The organism is uncultured Nostoc sp. (genome assembly GCF_964245445.1).
GTDB lineage: Bacteria > Cyanobacteriota > Cyanobacteriia > Cyanobacteriales > Nostocaceae > Nostoc.
Genome location: NZ_CAXTNE010000161.1, coordinates 1 through 18,334, shown reverse-complemented (window position 1 = coordinate 18,334; position 18,334 = coordinate 1). Strand labels below are relative to the sequence as shown.

General features: G+C 39.2%; 10 protein-coding genes. 2 read left to right on the top strand and 8 right to left on the bottom strand.

The window, feature by feature from the left end:
* Nucleotides 1-176: 176 nt before the first annotated feature.
* The 6 genes from ACFE90_RS23590 to ACFE90_RS23565 all read right to left on the bottom strand — a co-directional run bounded on the left by ACFE90_RS23590 (nucleotide 177) and on the right by ACFE90_RS23565 (nucleotide 13,363).
* Nucleotides 177-3,041 carry a CHAT domain-containing protein gene (locus tag ACFE90_RS23590; RefSeq protein WP_375504854.1) on the bottom strand — a complete coding sequence of 955 codons (2,865 nt, stop codon included), beginning with the start codon at nucleotides 3,039-3,041 and terminating at the stop codon, nucleotides 177-179.
* 229 nt (nucleotides 3,042-3,270) lie between these two features.
* Nucleotides 3,271-6,921 carry a filamentous hemagglutinin N-terminal domain-containing protein gene (locus ACFE90_RS23585; protein WP_375504852.1) on the bottom strand — a complete coding sequence of 1,217 codons (3,651 nt, stop codon included), beginning with the start codon at nucleotides 6,919-6,921 and terminating at the stop codon, nucleotides 3,271-3,273.
* Nucleotides 6,922-6,992: 71 nt separating this feature from the next.
* Entirely contained in the window at nucleotides 6,993-7,811 is an 819-nt protein-coding gene (locus ACFE90_RS23580) for a DUF928 domain-containing protein (protein ID WP_375504850.1), read from the bottom strand.
* Nucleotides 7,812-7,840: 29 nt separating this feature from the next.
* Nucleotides 7,841-10,153: a CHASE2 domain-containing protein gene (locus ACFE90_RS23575; protein WP_375504848.1), complete on the bottom strand. Its 2,313-nt coding sequence runs from the start codon at nucleotides 10,151-10,153 to the stop codon at nucleotides 7,841-7,843.
* A gap of 262 nt (nucleotides 10,154-10,415) precedes the next feature.
* Nucleotides 10,416-11,696: a DUF1822 family protein gene (locus ACFE90_RS23570; RefSeq protein ID WP_375504846.1), complete on the bottom strand. Its 1,281-nt coding sequence runs from the start codon at nucleotides 11,694-11,696 to the stop codon at nucleotides 10,416-10,418.
* A 23-nt stretch (nucleotides 11,697-11,719) separates the two neighbouring features.
* Nucleotides 11,720-13,363: a sigma-70 family RNA polymerase sigma factor gene (locus ACFE90_RS23565; protein ID WP_375504844.1), complete on the bottom strand. Its 1,644-nt coding sequence runs from the start codon at nucleotides 13,361-13,363 to the stop codon at nucleotides 11,720-11,722.
* Between the two features lie 27 nt (nucleotides 13,364-13,390).
* Here ACFE90_RS23565 and ACFE90_RS23560 point away from each other — a divergent pair, with 27 nt between their 5' ends.
* Together ACFE90_RS23560 and ACFE90_RS23555 are read left to right on the top strand one after the other, a co-directional pair.
* On the top strand, nucleotides 13,391-13,558 hold the full coding sequence (locus ACFE90_RS23560; protein WP_375504842.1) for a hypothetical protein: 168 nt from the start codon (nucleotides 13,391-13,393) through the stop codon (nucleotides 13,556-13,558).
* 79 nt (nucleotides 13,559-13,637) lie between these two features.
* Nucleotides 13,638-13,880, top strand: a complete 243-nt coding sequence (locus tag ACFE90_RS23555) for a hypothetical protein (protein ID WP_375504840.1) — start codon at nucleotides 13,638-13,640, stop codon at nucleotides 13,878-13,880.
* A gap of 286 nt (nucleotides 13,881-14,166) precedes the next feature.
* Here the strand turns inward: ACFE90_RS23555 and ACFE90_RS23550 are convergent, their stop codons facing one another.
* Together ACFE90_RS23550 and ACFE90_RS23545 are read right to left on the bottom strand one after the other, a co-directional pair.
* Nucleotides 14,167-16,152 (bottom strand): ATP-binding protein, encoded by a 1,986-nt coding sequence (locus ACFE90_RS23550; RefSeq protein WP_375504838.1) that lies wholly within the window; start codon nucleotides 16,150-16,152, stop codon nucleotides 14,167-14,169.
* Between the two features lie 716 nt (nucleotides 16,153-16,868).
* A partial coding sequence (locus tag ACFE90_RS23545) for a hypothetical protein (protein ID WP_375504836.1) occupies nucleotides 16,869-18,334 on the bottom strand: 1,466 nt, incomplete at its 5' end.

Below are 18,334 nucleotides of genomic sequence, written 5' to 3'. Positions count from 1 at the left end.
GCCCCCTGCCCCCTGCGGTCTAAATGATAAGTCTTTAACCGGACACGATATAATTTATTTTTTGGAGTTCCTTTACCATCTCAAAATCAGTAAACATAGCAAACGTCAGCTTATTGAGTTGTATTCCATGCAATTGGGAACCGCTACATGTCCTGGCTTATTTCAGTGACAGTCACCTAAAGCCAATTCCCTACTAAAACATAGGGTGCCCAATAAAATGGATGTTCTTTATCCTTCAAAACAAACTCTTGAGCACGACGTAGGGCTTCTGCTTTACTTAAATTAGCATTTTGTGTTAACTGTCGATAGAATTCACTCATCAAAACAGAGGTAGATTTATCGTCTACTTGCCACAGTGAAGCCAAGGTACTGCGTGCGCCGGAACGCACAGCGACACCAGCAAGCCCCAAAGCAGCACGCTTATCTCCAGTCGCTGTTTCACAAGCACTGAGGACAAGTAATTCAATTGGAGGAGGTACGCGATTGGAACGCCCTACCACTTGTTCTCTAGTTTGCAGTATTTCACGCAACTGTTTAATTTTAATCTTGTCATTCCAAGCAAGAATATATGTATCTTCGAGTTTAGAACTAAATTTGCCGTGAGTTGCTAAGTGAACCACAGGAAAAGAAATTGCACTGACTTGCTGTTCAATGTTGATGCTAGTAAAAGCTTGGTTGATCAGTTGTTTAGAAGGAATAATAGACTCTATTTGCTGCAATTCGGTGCCGACATTTGATAGGGAACTAAAGCCTAGACGAGATTCTGTTAATCCGGCGATTAATGCTTCCAATCGTCTTTGTTTTTGTTTGGGTGCTAGCAGTTGCAAACCGGGCGAAAGGGCGACACTGTATTTTTCTATCAAATATTGTTTGCCGTCGTAAAGCGCAGCCATTGGTATATTCTGCAATGAACCATCCATCACAAAGACTAGATTTTTGACATTGCTTTGCTCCAAGTCTGCAATGGCAGGTTTGATAATCCAGTTATATACTTCTTGGGAAAGGTCTTCGCGATCGCGAAATGTATAGCGTTGTTCTAGTTTTTGTCGCAGTGCTTCTAAAGTGTTTTCTACTTCAACTTTGGGTTTGTAAGTCGTGTAATGCCGTAATTCTTGAGAATGTGGTAATTTGACAATTATTTCGATGCGGTCTGCTAAGATAATTGAGTAAAAAACTGCTGTGACTGGATTAGAATTGTCCACTACTTCGTCAATCTGCGTTGGCTGGATGGTAATACAAGCATCTTGGAAAAAGTTGTCTAATTCAGCCAATTGTAAAGCTTCAATTGCATTGCGAGCTTGCTTTAAATTGTTCTGACTGACTTGTTTCGTTACTGCTTTGGCAGTCGAGGTTTGGTCAGATTGTAAAAGTAATCCTACCAATTGACGATACACTGGTTCTACTTCATCTCGAAAGTCAAATTGAGTGTCGGCATTAAGAGCTACCAAATCACCGCGTAAAGTATGAAGAGTTGCCACTGCTGTGGTATAAGCTGCTACTGCTCTTTCTGAATCTCCCTGTACCATAAACAGGCGTCCGAGTTGCCATTCCCAGTGATAAGCAATATCTGGTGCATTTATGAGTTGAGCAAGATTTAAAGCTGACTCGGTATATCGCTGTGCGTTTGGAAATTGTTTTCTCATCTCGTAAAATTGAGCCAGATAACCCAGACTATAAGACTCGGCTCGTTGGTCTTTGATTTCTTTGGCTTGTTGCACAGAGGTGTTTAATAGCTCGACAATTTCTTCGGAATTTTGAATTTTAGCTTGTTCCTTGGCTCCTGCTTGGAAATCCTGATTTTGGGTTGGGGAATTGAAAGTTTCTCTTGTTGTCTGCTTGTGCGTCTTTTCAAGACAAAGCAAACTCTGGACAAAATTTATTCTGGCGTATACTGCGGCTCGACTGGGGGTTAAATTGGAGAGTGCAGATTTAATTGATCTAAGATATTCGCTCGTCGGTTGTTGCCCAAGAAACTGTAATACGCTCAAGCGATTGAGTTGGGCTTGTATAGCAGTAATAGGAGAACTTGACTTATTAGCGATTTCATGATAATAGTAAGATGCTTTTTTGAAGTAAAATTTGGTATCCTCTGTTTGGGCAATCGCTGTTTGTCCACACTGTGAGGGGAGAAAATTATCCTCGGTAGTGCTTTCTTTGATGAGATTTCTCTTGCCCTTTGCGAATGCGGCATTGCCTAAACTGAGTAAAGTTGCACTTTCTTCTTGTGGCGATCGCAACTGTTGCGCTACTGCCAAACTTTGCTCCAGCATTTTTTGAGACTTTTCTATATCTCCACTGGCTAGCAGCCAATTCCCCCAACTTCGCAATCCAGCAGCTTTTAAAAGCGAGTTTGGCATAGAAAGGAGATTTTTTTCTACCTGCTCAAATATTTTCATTGTGCGGCGGTAAAGCCCCAAGGATTGGAAAGCTGTAGCCTGGTTAATTAAACTACCAATATTACCAGCAGTATCACCAATTTCAGTATAGGTTTTAGCTGCTTCTTGCCATGATTGCAAAGCATTTTCAACTTGCCCCAGTACTAATTGTAAATTGCCTTGAGTGTTGAGAACTAGAGCGAGAATGTGTTTTGCGTTACTAGTAGTTAATTTTGATTGGTTTAATAAATCGAGACTAGTTGTAATTGCAACACTTGCTTGGTTCCAATGTCCCAATTTTTGCTCACTCAAAGAAAGAAAATTTAACGCCAAAGCTTGGTTCAGTGCGTCATTTTGGGACTGATAAACTTGTGCAGCCTGCTGAAAACTTTGTGCCGCAAAGGCAAATTGTCCTGATTGGTATAAAGTCTTGCCATTTTCTATGAGTTGTTTTATGCTTTCGGGGACTTCGATATGGGATATAGAAACATTGCTAATCGGCTGACTTGATTGGATGGGGATTTTCTCAATAACTGGGACAATGGAAGCAGCCGATAGCAGATGAACACCAAAGCTGAAAGTCAATCCCAGCAAAGCTAATAAGATAATTTGCCACTTGTGAAATACACCCTTTTTTCTAGCCGTGTTCCAATTAGGTCTTGCCATTCCAAATCTACTCCAAAACAATCACCGGGGAGGCAGAGGGGAAGAGGGCTAAAAGCTTGGGGGAGCAAGCCCTTTCCCTCTGCGACAAGCGTTGCGGAACATGGGTTTGAACCCCGTCCTTCCAAAACGCTTGTGCTGGGGCAAAGTACAAGCTCCGTCTCAGTCTTTCCCCTGCCCCAGCTAAGAGCTCCCCTGCCTCTTTTGACCCTTGCCCTATGCCCCTTGTCCATTACTTGGCAATTGCTGACTGACATCCAGATGATGAACTCCCTACTTTGTGTGGTGTTGCTGTGGGAGCGTAAGCTGTAAGAATCACTTCCCCGTTCTGATTAATTATCCACCCTTGCGCTTCTACAATTTGAGTAGGGCTTAAGGATTTATTCTCTCCCTCTTGTTTCCTTATCCCCAGAAGGGATTCCGATCCCTTATCTTTTTCTCCCTCTCTTCCCTTTGATACAGCAGTGAGTCGCCAATCTTCCCATACCGCATCACTATTAAGTGTGTTGTTGGGAGAGGCAGGTAAACCACCACTTCCGGTATAAGTGAAACTACTGTTAGCAGTTTTCGCGCAGATATTATCGTCTACTAAACGTGTTACATCCACCACATTTGTTGTTAAAGAAACTAATCCTTTACTAGGATCTGTATCAGGGGTATTGATTTGTATATTTCCGCTTAACTCAGGACTTGCTCCTTTTGCAGTAATACTACTTATTAGCGGAAATGATGTTGTTTGAGATTGAAACCCAAAGATTTTAGCTACATTAATTTTGACATTTCCGCCACGAAAGTTTTCAGAATCAGCACGAATATTACTATTTTCATTTTTAACTGCAACAAGAAAGGCATTTTTGCCATCGATTGTAATATTACCACCAGTAATATTGTTTCCAGACGCTTTAGTAGTGATTTCACTATTACGACGCATTAATAATAAATCTTTTGGATTTAGATTTATATTGCCTTGTCCTGCAATAGTGTCGGCTGAAATTTTGCCTCGGTTGTCAAGACTAATCAAATCAGCATTTACCGTTAAATTGCCTGCTGCTCCATTTCCCTTACTGCTGCTAGATAGTTCGGCATCATTGGTAATAAAAAGTGACCTAGTTGTAATATCAACATTCCCTCCATCACCCACAGCATTTTCTTCTACCTTACTCTCAATCGTACTTGGTAATCCATCGCTGCTTGCTCCATCAATAGATACCATATCTTGGGCAATAATATTTACTTTTCCTGCATTTCCTTCTCCTTCTGTGCCTGCACGCAAGTTTGCACCATTTCGCAACAAAAGTGAGCTTGTATTAATGTTAATATCATTCGCCGCACCTGTTCCTTGAGGTAACACAAGACTATAAGCACCACTTCTTTTGTTGTTACTGCTTACACCATCAAATAAAACGAAATCAGTCGCATTGATATTGACTTTACCAGCATTTCCATTACCATTTGTACGACTAGCCAAGAGGGCACCATCAGTGACTTCCAATGACCTAGCAGTGATATTTATATCGCCTCCATTACCAGGTTTAATACTCGCAACTTCGGTGTAAATGCCTCCTGGAAAACCTTCTTGGTTAACTCCACTTAAATTAATGGAATTAGCGGCATTAATAGTTACACTGCCAGAATTTCCTTCTCCTAGAGTGCTTGTTGCTACAAAAGAACCATCACTCAAGGTCAAAGAATCCGCTTTAATATCTATATTACCTCCCCTACCATTGGCATTTTCTTGTGCTCTACTATAAGCTCCTCCCTCAGTTATGAAAGACACATTATCTCGTGCTTGAATACTAATATTACCTCCGTCTCCTAATCCATAAGTATCAGCCTGGAGCGAGGAACCACTGGCAATTGAGAGTGAACCTGTGGTAATGCTGATATCACCTGCTTTACCCTTTATTTGCCCTCCTAACAAGGTTTTTATAGAACTTCTATCTGATAAAGAGACGATATCACGGGCATCAATAATGATATTACCTGCATCTCCTTGTTTGCTGTAACTTTCTGCTGTTAATATGGCTTGGTTGGTGAGTTGGAGCGAACCTGTAGAAATTTTTACTGTACCTCCCTTGCCTGAACCTTCGCCATATTCTCGCAAACCTACACTGCTAGCAGCATAACTGTTACTACCATCAAATTGAACCGAATCACCAGTATTAATTGTTACATTACCTGCGTTGCCTTCACCGAAAGTACCTGCTGTTAAAAATGATCCATCAGTAACCGAAACTGACCTTGCTTGGATTGAAAGGTCATTTCCATTTCCTTTGCCGCCTGGTTGAACTGCGGTATCCGCTTTACTATTATTTGCAAAGGATACAGTATCGCGAGCCTGTATTTGCACGCTACCCGCATTTCCTTTTGCAAGGGTACTGGCACTAAGAAACGAATTATCGTTCAGTGTAAGTGAACCCGTGTTGATTTTTATGATGCCGCCATTACCTTCTCCTTTTTCAACTTGGCTCAAGGCAAAGGAATTATTATAAAAATCAACGGTATTACGAGCATCAATTGTTAAATTGCCAGCATCTCCCGTACCTAAAGTACTAACCTTTAATTGAGAGTTGTTACCAACTAACACAGAATCAGCTTGAATGTGCAAATCTCCACTTTTTCCTACATCTGTAGGGTTTGTAGGTTGTAAAGTAGTCGAGCCAAAGCTTCCATCGAGAAAAGAGACTTGTCCGCGAGCATTTATATTGATATTGCCAGCATTACCTGGACGCTGTAAGGAATGATCGTCCAAAGAACGAGTGTAAATTCCAGATCCGACCTTTACGGACAATAAGCCAGTAGTAATATTAATATCACCCGCATTGCCGGTGCCATTCGTTCGAACCTGATTTCTAATTTCGCTTTGGTCTTCTATCCTAATTGCTTCCGTGGCATCAAGAGTAATATTTCCTGCTTTTGCAGTTGCTGATCCCAAATTTGCCTCGATACCAGCATTGAGTGAACTGTTTTTTAATAAATCTATGTTGCGTGCATTGACTGCAATACTACCACCATTCTCATAAGAAACATTAGCGATCGCTCCATTATTCAAAAATACATCACTTCGGAATAATTCAGGTACTTGAGTAGTAAAAATGTCGCCATTAATAGCAAGATTTATACTTCCTGGAGCAGCTAATCCTCCTAATTCGATTCGTCCACCATAAGCATTTAATTGTCCATTATCCATCGTTACATTACCACCGATTAGTAATATGCTTTTACCATCAGGTACTCGCAAACCAAATGTTTCAAAACCTGTTAAATGAGGGCCAGCAGGTGCAACTGATTTATTTTCAATTGCTCCTGTAGTGATTTGGTTGTATAAAAAAGCTGAAGGGTTAATCGTCAGTAACGATGAAGGCGCTTCTGGATTTGTAGCGCTGAAGTTGCCTAGACTACCGAATTGTAAAGCGTTGGCTGTTGTCGCAATAAAGGAACCGCGAATATCTAAGCTGCCAGCTGGGCCAAATACAATGCCATTCGGATTAATTAAAAACAGATTTGCATTTCCAATAGGGTTTGTCTTGATTAAGCCATTAATATCAGAACGACTGCTACCTGTCACTCGACTAATAATATTTTGAACGTCTGAGGCGTTGTTAAAAAAAGCAGTACTTCCATTGGGAACAGAGAACTCAGAGAAACTGTGGAACAGATTAGCGCCTCTTGTCGTTCCACCTTCGATAATTCTGGTATTGCCCTCTAATGTGACATTAGAATTATTCGGGAGAGTGGCATCCGGCGTAATTTGGGCAATAGCGCAATTAGCAGAGAATATTATTGTACCAGCGAACTGACAAGTTAGGACTTGGGCGATAAGCGAAGCGCAGCGCGGGTACGCGATCGCAATTCCTAACCCTTTGAAGTATCCAAAACGCATATATTTTCTCAAAATCGTATCCCTCTAAAGAAGTAGAAATTTTCGCAGATATCCAATGCCATTCGGCCATGTTAGAGACTACAACAAGGTGCGATCGCTTCAGTAGAAATATTTTCCAACCCCACAGACTCCAACAAATCTTTCCAATCAGTCGCCAAGGCTGCATCTTGGCGTTGGCGGGTGCGAAGTTCTCCTAAAGTAGTTAGAGCATCTTGCCAAATACCTGCTTGAGCATAAAGAGCTACTCGTTGACGTGGGGTTGCTGTATCTAAGCGACGTGTGAATTCATCTTTTGGGACAATGCGTTGCACTAACCCTTCAACGGCTATATCTTCTGAGCGGCTTTGCGGGTTACAATCAATCAAAAAGTACCAGTGATAATATTGTCCAATTTCTAGGGGTTTCTCTGTTGCAGGAACATTAGCCCTAATGACTCCTGGTGTATTAGATAAAGTAATAGGAATTGGTTCTTTGGTGAGAGAGTTATTTTTTTCATCCAGTAAGACAAATTTCACTGAGTTGATATTCTTAGGTACATAGGGAACGTAAAACCAAAAAGTTGGATGTTTATCTGTGGTTAAGCTTAAAACATATTGTGTGCTAGCTGTGCCTGTTGTTACTTGCTTCTGATTTGCGGTTTTTGATATCAAAGGTACTAAGGCTGTGAGAGGTTTGGTCGCAGCTGGGCAATCACCACGAGTTCCTGCGCCTATTCTGTCTCTCGGTGCGCCCCGATTTTCTGGTTGTTTTTCTAGGGTTGGCTGAACAAAACGTATTTTTGTAGTGTTTGATTGCTGAGATTGTGCTGATAATTGCGTAATATTAACTAATAAAAAAGTTGCACTCAATACTAGTGATTTTGGTAGTAAAAGAAAATTGATTTTAGTCATAATTAAATTTTCAATTATTTTCAATTATTTTATGAATAATTTTTCGTATTTTTTACACTGATTCCAGTAATTACTAATGCCAGTGCAGAGGGAAGAAATGGCATCCAACCTCCATATAACAAGAGAACAAAACAGCAACCGTAGAGGATGAGTAATTCAGCACTGATGAGAATAGCAAATTTCAATAGTGACCGACTGTATACAGCTAATATTCCGGCTACCAAAGACGTACCGCAAATCCACAAGATTTCACCCCATACAGGTAAAACCCACAGCAGAGGGCGCTTGTCTAAAACAGCACTTAAAATTTGACTAACCATATTTGCCTGAAGCAGTACCCCTGGAATTTGTTGGTAGGGGGTAGTTGCCATACTGTAGGGTGTAAGAAAATAGTCTTTAGCGCCTTGTGAGTCAACGCCAATCAAAACAATCTTATCTTTTACCCAGTTAGGGTTGAATTGATTATTCAGGACTTGTGCGACACTGACTTGTTTTGCAACCTCTCGCGAAGAGCGATAATTAAGTAGTATTTGGTGTCCTTTTGCGTCAAATTGTTGGTAACCACCTGTAGGAACATCTATGGGTTTAAAGACTTTTTTGCCAAGCTGCAAGTAGCCTTCGTCACTAATATCGAATTTAATGCCTTCTTTAGCTAAATATCGTCGTGCAAGTTGAAAGTTGAGAGAGTAAGACGACTTGCAATTTGATTCCGGTTCTGGTGTTATAGATAATAGATTACGACGGATTATCAAATCGCTATCAAATACTACATCACTAAAGCCTATGCGGTTAGGTGGAATTTCTGGTGGTGGTGAAATCCCAACTGCTTGTTGTTTGCTACCACCAAGTTGACAGATAGCAATAAAATTGTTATTTGTTCGCAAATGATTTGCTAAATCTGAATATTGAGAACCTACCGGAAAATCTCGATAAATATCTAAACCAATGGCTCTTGGCTTGTAAAGTGACAATTTTTGCAATAGTTTTTGTAGTGTACTATCTGATAATGATGATTTTTGTCTTTGTTCTTGAGCCTGAATATCTGCTTCTGTGACAGTAATCACTAAAAGACGCTTATCTACACCTTCGTCAGGTCGCATCCGCATCATTGAGTCGAAAGCTGACAGTTCCCATTTTTGCATGAAGCCGAGCGATCGCACCCCTGTAATTAAGCTGGCGATCAAGACACTCACTAAAAATGTGATTTTCAGATTCCGCGCTGTTAATTTAGGGAAAGCAGCTTTATTAGTTTCACCGCATAATTCTTGCCAAGTTAGAGTTTCTTCCGCTATGTTTTGATAAATCACAGGTAGCCAAGAAGCAGCAGGAAATTCCTCTTCCAACCCCTGTAATCTTGAACGTGCATAACGCACCGCTAAATAGAAAGATTTACCTTCAGAAAAAGCTCCCAAGAAATGTTTTAGAAACTCTTGAGCTATAAAGTCCGGTATTTCTTCCCGCATGACAATAACTTGGCTAATTTGCAAATCACTTAACTGTCGCGCTAATCCCAAACCATCACAAGAATTGAAAATAGCTATTTTTAAACCGCGTGAAATTGCATAAATTAACGAGTTTTTTAACTCGGTTATTGTTAATGTACTAGTTGGATTTATATGTATCTGACCCCTATCATTTTCGCTCTGACTGTGACCTGCAAAAAACAGTATATCCCAGCCTTGTTCGTCCCAAAGCCACTTATCTAATTCTTGACGTGAAGGCTCTACTAAAAATACTGTTGATGCATCTGGTAATTGTTCTAAAATATTTCTATCTTTTTGAATATCAATCCCTTGACTATTACCCAAAATTGCCAATATTCTAACTTTATTTGTTTTCTGTTTGGGTAATGGTATTACTCGCTCATATCTTGGAGTACTTACAGCGACTTCGCATAGTTGGTAATGCTCAATAAAATTCCACAAATGCCAAGGTAGCCGTTGTAGAAGATGATCGCTTGCTTCAATAATAACTTGAAATTCTTCATTTAAAGCCAATTTCTCGCGTAACTTTTGATCGATTGGGCGAAATGAATCAGAGTTTAGCCAAGAATTGATTGCTTCATATAACTGTTCTTGAACTTCACTAAAATCTACTTCACTAACGTTATTTAAACCTGTCGATTCTACTTCGATTCCCGAACGACTCACGAATCGTTTATGAAGTGCTTGATATATTAATTGAAAGCGTTTATAGAGTTCAGCGATTTTTGGTGCAGGAGGTAAACTACCTGTAAATTTTATCGGACGAGAGTTGTTAGTTTCCCACAATTGTGCAGTTACAGGGAAAAAGCCATCGTTTAAGTTACCTTTTTCTAAGCTGATAACAATTAACTTACTCATCTTTAATTATAAGATAGCTATAATTCACAGTCATAATGCATACCGTTTTAATGCACATTATAAGTGTTAATCTGTTACTTGATGATTTGAAAATACTAATTAGCTAATATCAAGTTTTCTTAAATACTTATAATATCTGTAGGTTATTAGTTGAGGAACAAAACCTAATGCAACTTGAAAGCTCATGTTGGGTTTCACAAGCATCAACCCAACCTGTATCAATAAATTTTATTATAAGTAACTACCAAAATTTGATATTATTTCAAATAGAAAAATTTTCTGTCATATTGAAATTTTCAAGAGTCAGTTGGATAGAAAATATGGTTCCGCTTAAACCTTTAAAACGGTTAAGTTGAATATAGCAATCTAAACTTCTCGATTCAATTTGTTGTAGAATGTTTCCCGATTCTAAAAGCATAACTTTGAGATTTGCTGGCAAATATTTTTTATTACCAGTGGGATGAACTTGTACGATAATAGCAACTTTCTTGTCTTCTTCCTGCGAGAGAGCAAGCATCAATGCTAAAGATTGTCCTCCTAATTGTACCCCCAAATCAATTAGCTTGACTCCATTTACACCTGTTTTACTAGTTGCAGAAAAACTTCTAAACTCAAATGCTAAATTTCCTAGCTGTGAATTTAAAACTTCGTCAAGAGGTTGCCATCCTGCTGCAAACAACTTCTGAAACCATTGATTAAGGTTCACCTGAATCAATGAGGAGTCTACAGAGACGCTCTTGATTGATTCTATGCTTGGTGACAAGTATTTATTAGCACTGGATACAGGATTTTTTTCTTGTCTTAAACGTTGATTATACAGTTGTTGTCGCCACTGTTGGTTGGAAATTAATGCCGCCCATTGAGCAAATGATATATCTAAATGTACTCTGGGAGAATAAATAGAAGCATCACTCAATGTCTGCAATAGGTTTTGAGCTTCTGCTGCTGACAAATTTACTTCAGGTGGAACTTCTTCTCGCCAACGCAATCCCAGTGTAGCAAAAAGTAAGGTAAAATTTTCAGTTAACTGTTCGATAGGTAAAGAATAAGTGCGATCGCTTGAATTATATTTGCTTTGGTTTTTCAATTGACGATGGGTAGCAAACCCGCATACTCGTATCCAACAATCATCATCATCGCCATCCAAATTTACTTGCACTGATATATAATAGTCAGCTGCCCAACTATTAATGTCTACCCATTCTTGCGGTACGCACAATTCTTCTATATGTATTGTTTCAGTCGGCACTAATACTATCTTGGTTTCACCTACCTTAATTGCTGTGCCATTTACTATCTCTAAGATCGTAGGTAAATTTTCTTGACTAGGAAATACCTCTGCGCGTAACGTGGATTCTTGTAAGGACACCTGAAACCAAGTGAGTAAGCGGCTCAAGCAGATGCGATTAAGATAAGCATTATAAATTGCGATCGCATTTGAGTGATGTTGGGAAAACTGCCATACTTTTTCTTGTTCGGCTGTCTCTACCTGCAACCAAATATGCTTAACGTCAACATTTACGAAATCTGATAAACTCAACATAATCTTTACCCTCACTAATAAAGTTAATAGAACTGATTTTGAATATATATTTCCAGTAGGGAAATCTTTTCTTCTAGTTTGAATTCTTCCTTTCCTGATTTAGGTTCATTTTTTAACACTACTTTTAGTAGATATTTGTAATACTTACCCAACCATTTTTCTAAATATTCTTTAATCCAAATATTTATTTCCTGTATCAATTTATCTTGTAAAATATTTCTTGTTTTAGTAAGCCTTGTAGCTGTTTCATTTAAGGTAATACCTAACTGAGAAGCAATTTCTATTTCATTCATTTGCTCTCCATAATAAAGTTGCAAAATCTCACGTTCTTCGTTTACTAATTTTTTGATGGCTGACACCAAAGCTGCTTGAATCAAATCTGAGTGTACTGGTGCATGATACTCGTTTTCTAACCATCGTCTTACATACTGTTTAACCCATTGTTGTGGTTGGGAAATTTTTGCTATGGCTTCTAATAATTTGATTATAGATTTAGTTAGATAACGAGAAATAGTACTTTGATTCATTCCTAATCTATCTGCTAGCTGTTTTTGATTAAATCCAAACCCATAATAGAGAAGTAAAACTTTCTGCTCATCTATTTTCATGGATTGAAGTTGCTCAGATAAAATTGAATTAGCTTGATTCGCCAAAAATCCTTGTTCTCTTGTATCCTCAGTGCTTGATATCTTTTCCCATTCGATTTCTGGAACTTGTAATTCTAATTTAACTTTAAATTCACTTGATTGGAAGGCATCAAGTGAAAATTTCGGTAGAATTGATATCGGATAACTTTCTAAAGCTTTAATGCAAATCTCCATCCAATCTTTAATTTGTTTTGCAGTCACCTTAGTAGAGTTAGCAAATACCTCATGGGGTGCAGTTGGTAATACCTTTTCTGCGTTATAACATTGAGCAGATTTTGAAAAATCTTCTTCGTCAGGGGCTATCCATTTTTTACCTGTAGTTCTGGTTGGATTTTTAACCTTACTAATTAAATAAACTTGCTTAAAGTATTTTCTTGCAAAAATAATTAATGAAATTTCTGGTTCGATGATTCCAAATACCTTTAGTGCTTCTATGAGTTCTTTGTCACCCTTTTTATATAATAATCTCCACCGTGAAAATCTACTAACTTCTGCTGAAGATTTAATATGGTTTGTTAATATGTTAGTTATATATGTATCTATATTCGCACTTTTATAATTATATTTAACTAAAATTTCTTTCAATTTGAGTGGATTGTAAACTAGCAATCTAGCAATACATAGATATTCTTCCCAAGAATTGGCGTTACGCTCTTTAGATAAGTCTTTGGCAGCCCAATAGCATCTTTCCTCAAAGTAACTTGCTAAATGCTCATAGGCAAGTTGTATTTTATTACTTGGCTCCCAATTTGCTATTAATTGTGATTCATCAAATGCTACTTTTCGCCAAAAATTTGCGATGTCTATTCCTTTATCTTGGTGGCTAAATAAATTGGAAAACTCCTGATGCTTTTCTTCATATAATTTCAAATTTCGTTGCAGAGAAGGTTGATGTTTCCATTGCAACGATAATTGATTATTTTGATTATCTAGCACAATATAAGTAGAAAATTTGTTGAGATTATTACTCCGCTTTGGCAGTACAGGAATACTATCAATTTTGGTAAAATTAAGCACCATGATTTTTTCTCCCTACTAGACAACAAAATGAAGTTTACAATATATGCAAGGGGAGCAACGCGATTTGGTGAAGTGCTAAAACCAAGAACGGAAATAGGCTATTTCGGTAATGCGATTACCTTCGGTACGCTACGCGTAGCCCGCCGTAGGTATCACAACGGAAACCCTGGTTCTATTGAGAATTTAGCAATTTAATTGATAATTTAATCCTCATCTCACCAAATCGCGTTGCTCCCAGCAATATGCAAGTATTAAATACACAGCATTATTTTGTGTGATTTTAGCTTTACTGAACTTATTGGGAGCAAAGCAAGCTAATTATGCAGGTTGTAGGCATTATAAAAACTTGAAAGTAGAAATCGGTCAAAAGGCTTATACTTTTACCTCGTTTATATATAATATCTATTTATCAAACAAAAAAAAGGCTGGTTTTAGCAAGCTAGGAAAAATAAATACAGCAGAATACAGAATACATAATACAGAATACAGAAGTAAAACACCCTTTATACCTGGGTAATAGACTTAGCTTGTGTACCTCACCAACTTGAAATCTGCTGTAATATCAAAGCTTACGCAACTGGCACATAATTGGGGTATAACGAAAGACAAGTGCTGTTAACGTATGACAAGGACTACAACTGGTACGGTGCTTAATACCCCTTTTTTGTGACTTTCCGAAAGCAAAAATCAAAAGCAGCTTTTAAAACCTGACTGTATTTGTGCCTCAAATTTTTGAAGTTGCTGCATAACCAGATTCAATTAATGGGGATATTTTGTCTTTAGTAAGTTTTTGCGACACAACCTTAAATCCAGCCAGAAATTTCTACGCTCGTTAATGATTTCCCTAGTTTTTCGTACTCTGTTTGAGTTGCTTTAAGAATATGCTTCATTTGGACAGGCTCTTCTTCATCAGCGGCCATAAAGGCTGAGTTAAGGGCAATGATGCGGATATTACCGCCAGGAGCGTTAAGTTGAGCCAGTTTTTCAAAGTTTAAGCCTTCGGTTGGGGTATCAGGCGGAAAAATCCGTCGCCAAATTTCAGATCGATGGGCGGCATCGGGGAGAGAAAACTGAGTCACGAACCGAAGTCGCCGCATGAATGCAGGGTCTAAATTACTCTGTAAATTCGTCGTTAAAATAGCCATTCCAGGATAGGATTCCATTCGCTGAAGTAAATAACTGACTTCTAGATTGGCATTACGATCTTTAGAATCTTTAACTTCACTCCGTTTACCAAAAATAGAGTCTGCCTCATCAAAAAGCAAAATTACACCCCCGCTCTCAGCCGCATTAAATATCTGCTGTAAATTTTTCTCGGTTTCGCCAATGTACTTACTGACAACAGCAGAAAGTTCAATTTTATAGAGATCGAGGTTCAGCTCATTGGCAAGAACACCTGCTGCCAAAGTTTTTCCGGTTCCGCTAGGTCCAGAAAATAGCGCAGTAATACCCAGTCCGCGTCTACTTTTAGATGCGAATCCCCACTTTTCGTATACTTTGGCCTTCTGTCGGACATGAGCCGAAATTTCCTTTAGGATTCCCTTCTGAAGGGGCGGCAATACCAAATCTTCCCAAGACAATTTAGATTCAATTCGCTCTGCAAGCTCATCTAATCCAGGACGAGCTTGGACGCGGCAGCTTTGCCATAGAGCCTGTTTTAGGGAAGGAGCGGACGGCATTCTCAACTGCCCAACAGCTGCGGTACAGGCTCGACGAATCATAGAGGTACTAAGTTGAAACTGAGACGTAAGTTCCTGCAAGTCTTGCAGCAGCTTATCTGAGTCTGGTATATATTTCTCTTGCTCATGGAGTTGAGTTTTGAGTTCGGCCACAGACGTTTCCCAGGTAATTAACTGTTCTTGAGGTAGGGGTTTAGGAACATCAAAGCGAATCATCTGACGCTTTATGCCTTGAAGTGGAGAAAGTGTCGCAATGATCGCAAAACATTGTAATTCCTCAAGCAGTTGATGGAGAGAAGCAAGTTGTAGCTTGTCGGAACGATCAATATCTTCACAAACTAGAAGGAGTGCTCTACGCTCCAAAATACATTCTCTTTCCAGTCGGCGGATAAAAGTCTCTAATTCATTGGGTTTGAGAGGGATACGCTGGCAGTTCAAAAGACTTACGTGTAGATTAAAATGCTGACAGACAGCTTGGGCAATGTCGGTTTTATCCTCCATCTCTGAACCACATAGCTGAATGATAGGCGGAGAATTCTGAAATGAATTCAATTCCCATAGAGCCTTTATACTATCTGCCAAGCATTGATGAGAAGGAATCAGTTGTTGTGTGTAAAATGGTAGCTCAGTAATTTCTGTCAGTAACGAGTCTGTTGTTTTCACACCTATAAGATAATGAAGAATTCTCTCATCTATATGAAGAGATGTGCTGGTCAGGGTACTACCTGAGCCTAAGTTAAGTAGTTTCCAATAGCGGAGTGCTCCATCGGGTGCCAAAGCGCTCCAATGGGCGTTAGGCAATGCACTAAGAGCCAAAGCAAATGTTGGATGATATTGACTATTGTCCTTGTCGGCTTCAGCACATAACTCTGAAAAACGTACGTCGATTTCAATACCTGCACAAAACACCAATATAAACCGCTCAAACTCTGAAAGCTTAAACCTTTGACAAAGTTGCTCAAGAGCTGGAGGAGATGTCATTGTCGCTGCTACTTTCTTCATCCCTAGCTCGGATTGATCTTTTTTTAAACTTATAAGTTCCATATTAGGGCTATCATCAGGCTCTTTGACGTAGTTCTCAAAAATTTCATGGAGCTGGTTTAAAACCATAATAAAATAGTTTGTATTAGATTCAAACCAAGCAAAAAAATCAGTTGAAGCATACATAAAAGAGCGTCCTTTGAATCTGAATAATTTACAAATAAATTAATTTAAAAAAGATTAAATATATCAATAATTATAATTTATTATATTGGTATTAGTTTGTCTCAAGCATAGGATAAAATCTTTAATATGAATTTAAGGTGAGGTTTTTAGTAGGAACTTTATTCTTGCCATGCAAGTTTTTCTTAAAAATTTATCTTAGATAAATGGTGTTTTATATTACACAAAGTTAGCTTAATTTATAAATAATTATAGTGTCATTACATTTGGCAACTAATAAAACTTTGCGAATAAGATTAACTCCTTAATATTAAGACAACTTTGGGTTTATTAAATCTAGAGATCGAAAGTAAATATTTTCATTTATACAGCATGGATTAATGACACGGAGATAAGGCAGAAGGCAGGAGGAAAAGAAAATAAAAAGCTGAAAGTCTTTTAGAATACAAATATTCAGCAACTGGGGAAGATTGGGTGGCGACTAGGAGTGCCGGGTGCAGGCTACGACAATCTTGACTGCTCATGCTAGGTCTTGTTAGCCCGTACCCCGCACACCACCCAATCTAGCGTAGCGTTCCCCAGTTGCCTCACCTACCCCCCTGAACGGATACGGTCAAATGGAATTTCAGCGGGATATATATGCTGTTATTTAAAACCTAAATTCATTGTTGGCTTGGTGCAGCGTAGAAATGGTTAGAGGAATAATTGATATTGAGGTTTACAGCCTGCCCTCCCCCTTGAGCAGGAGATACATACACAGGCGCAGCAGCAAAGTCGGGATTTTCCACGTTGTGTATATGTACTGTGCCGGACAAACGAAGACCCCGCATAATAATTCTGATATTTTCCTCATCGGTACTTATAAACGCTCCAGGAGTAACGTGGTTTTCAGATTCAAGCCTCTGCCTTATGGTTTGGATAAGGCTGGGGGAAAGACTAACTCCAGCGGCATTGGCAATCGCATGGATTAAACAATTGTTCTGCTGATAGTTTCTATCCTGGAAAATATCTTCTTGTAAATACAAGCTTTCATTGGTAACGGTGTTAGTCTCATCTGTAGGAACACGGCCCATACCGTACACAAAGGCATGATCAATATTATGATTTTCCCATCGCGCTAGTTCCTGGGGGTCTTGCCCCCGTTCCATTAAATTTTCAACGCTTTCGTACTTGCTGGAAAGGGGTGGAATAGCGTGGGCGCTAGTTTCCTGCCAGGAGGTAGGCACCACAAAATGATCTGCGGTCTGTTGTCCTTCTCCACGTTTAAAATTAGTCGGCACATTGGGAGCTACAACTTTGAAATCCCCGTTTCCACTGTTCAACTGATTCCAGTTTGTCTTGGAACCGTTTTGCATGTAGAAATCACCAGATGCCATAGTATTGGGTTCCTGAGTAGCCAGGCTATTCAGATCTTTCCGGATGCTGTTCACCTGCTGGGCGATGGTAGGAGTTTCTTTTCCGGGGGAGGTATGTACATTGAGGGACTGAATTTTCATATAAGTTTTGTCTTTTCGATGTATCAAATTCCGATGTTTATTGGCATATTCTTTTGCTTGTGCCTCGTTGCCGAAGTGTTTAGAGGCGGGACGCAAATTTCTGCCAGTAGGCACGTAAAAACTCCAAACTGTAGAGGGACGTGCCTGCTTCAACTCGGGTTGGTTGCTTTCCTCTTTCGCCTGTTTTCCAAAGGAGAGCGGTTTAGAATAGGGTCGGTATTCTCCGGTATTGGGATCTATTACATAGAGTTTTGGCTGGAAATGTACAGTAGCCTTGTTAAAGATCGTGGTATAACTTTCCTTGTACGCGTGGGATCGATATTCAGGACCCGGAAGTAAGTTAAATTGATCTCTAAAGTCAGAATTTTGGGAAGTTTCGGTGTCCTCTTTAAACAGATCAGATCTTGTTACCTCCTGCATTGACGCTATATCTGGCTGAAATTTGAGACACAAATTCATTACCTGATCCGCTTTGTTCTTCCGATCAACCGTATCTTTACCATATTTTTCAATATTGTGGGTAGAGAAAGAAAGTTGTGCGTAATCAGAATCGTCCTGAAGCTGCGACCTAGAGTCTGAGTCTGAGTCTGAGTCTGAGTCTGAGTCTGAGTCTGAGTCTGAGTCTGAGTCTG

Bases quoted from the DNA above. Each gene is read 5' to 3' on its own strand.
- ACFE90_RS23590 (WP_375504854.1), bottom strand. From the start codon at position 3,041: ATGGCAAGACCTAATTGGAACACGGCTAGAAAAAAGGGTGTATTTCAC.
- ACFE90_RS23585 (WP_375504852.1), bottom strand. From the start codon at position 6,921: ATGCGTTTTGGATACTTCAAAGGGTTAGGAATTGCGATCGCGTACCCG.
- ACFE90_RS23580 (WP_375504850.1), bottom strand. From the start codon at position 7,811: ATGACTAAAATCAATTTTCTTTTACTACCAAAATCACTAGTATTGAGT.
- ACFE90_RS23575 (WP_375504848.1), bottom strand. From the start codon at position 10,153: ATGAGTAAGTTAATTGTTATCAGCTTAGAAAAAGGTAACTTAAACGAT.
- ACFE90_RS23570 (WP_375504846.1), bottom strand. From the start codon at position 11,696: ATGTTGAGTTTATCAGATTTCGTAAATGTTGACGTTAAGCATATTTGG.
- ACFE90_RS23565 (WP_375504844.1), bottom strand. From the start codon at position 13,363: ATGGTGCTTAATTTTACCAAAATTGATAGTATTCCTGTACTGCCAAAG.
- ACFE90_RS23560 (WP_375504842.1), top strand. From the start codon at position 13,391: ATGAAGTTTACAATATATGCAAGGGGAGCAACGCGATTTGGTGAAGTG.
- ACFE90_RS23550 (WP_375504838.1), bottom strand. From the start codon at position 16,152: ATGGTTTTAAACCAGCTCCATGAAATTTTTGAGAACTACGTCAAAGAG.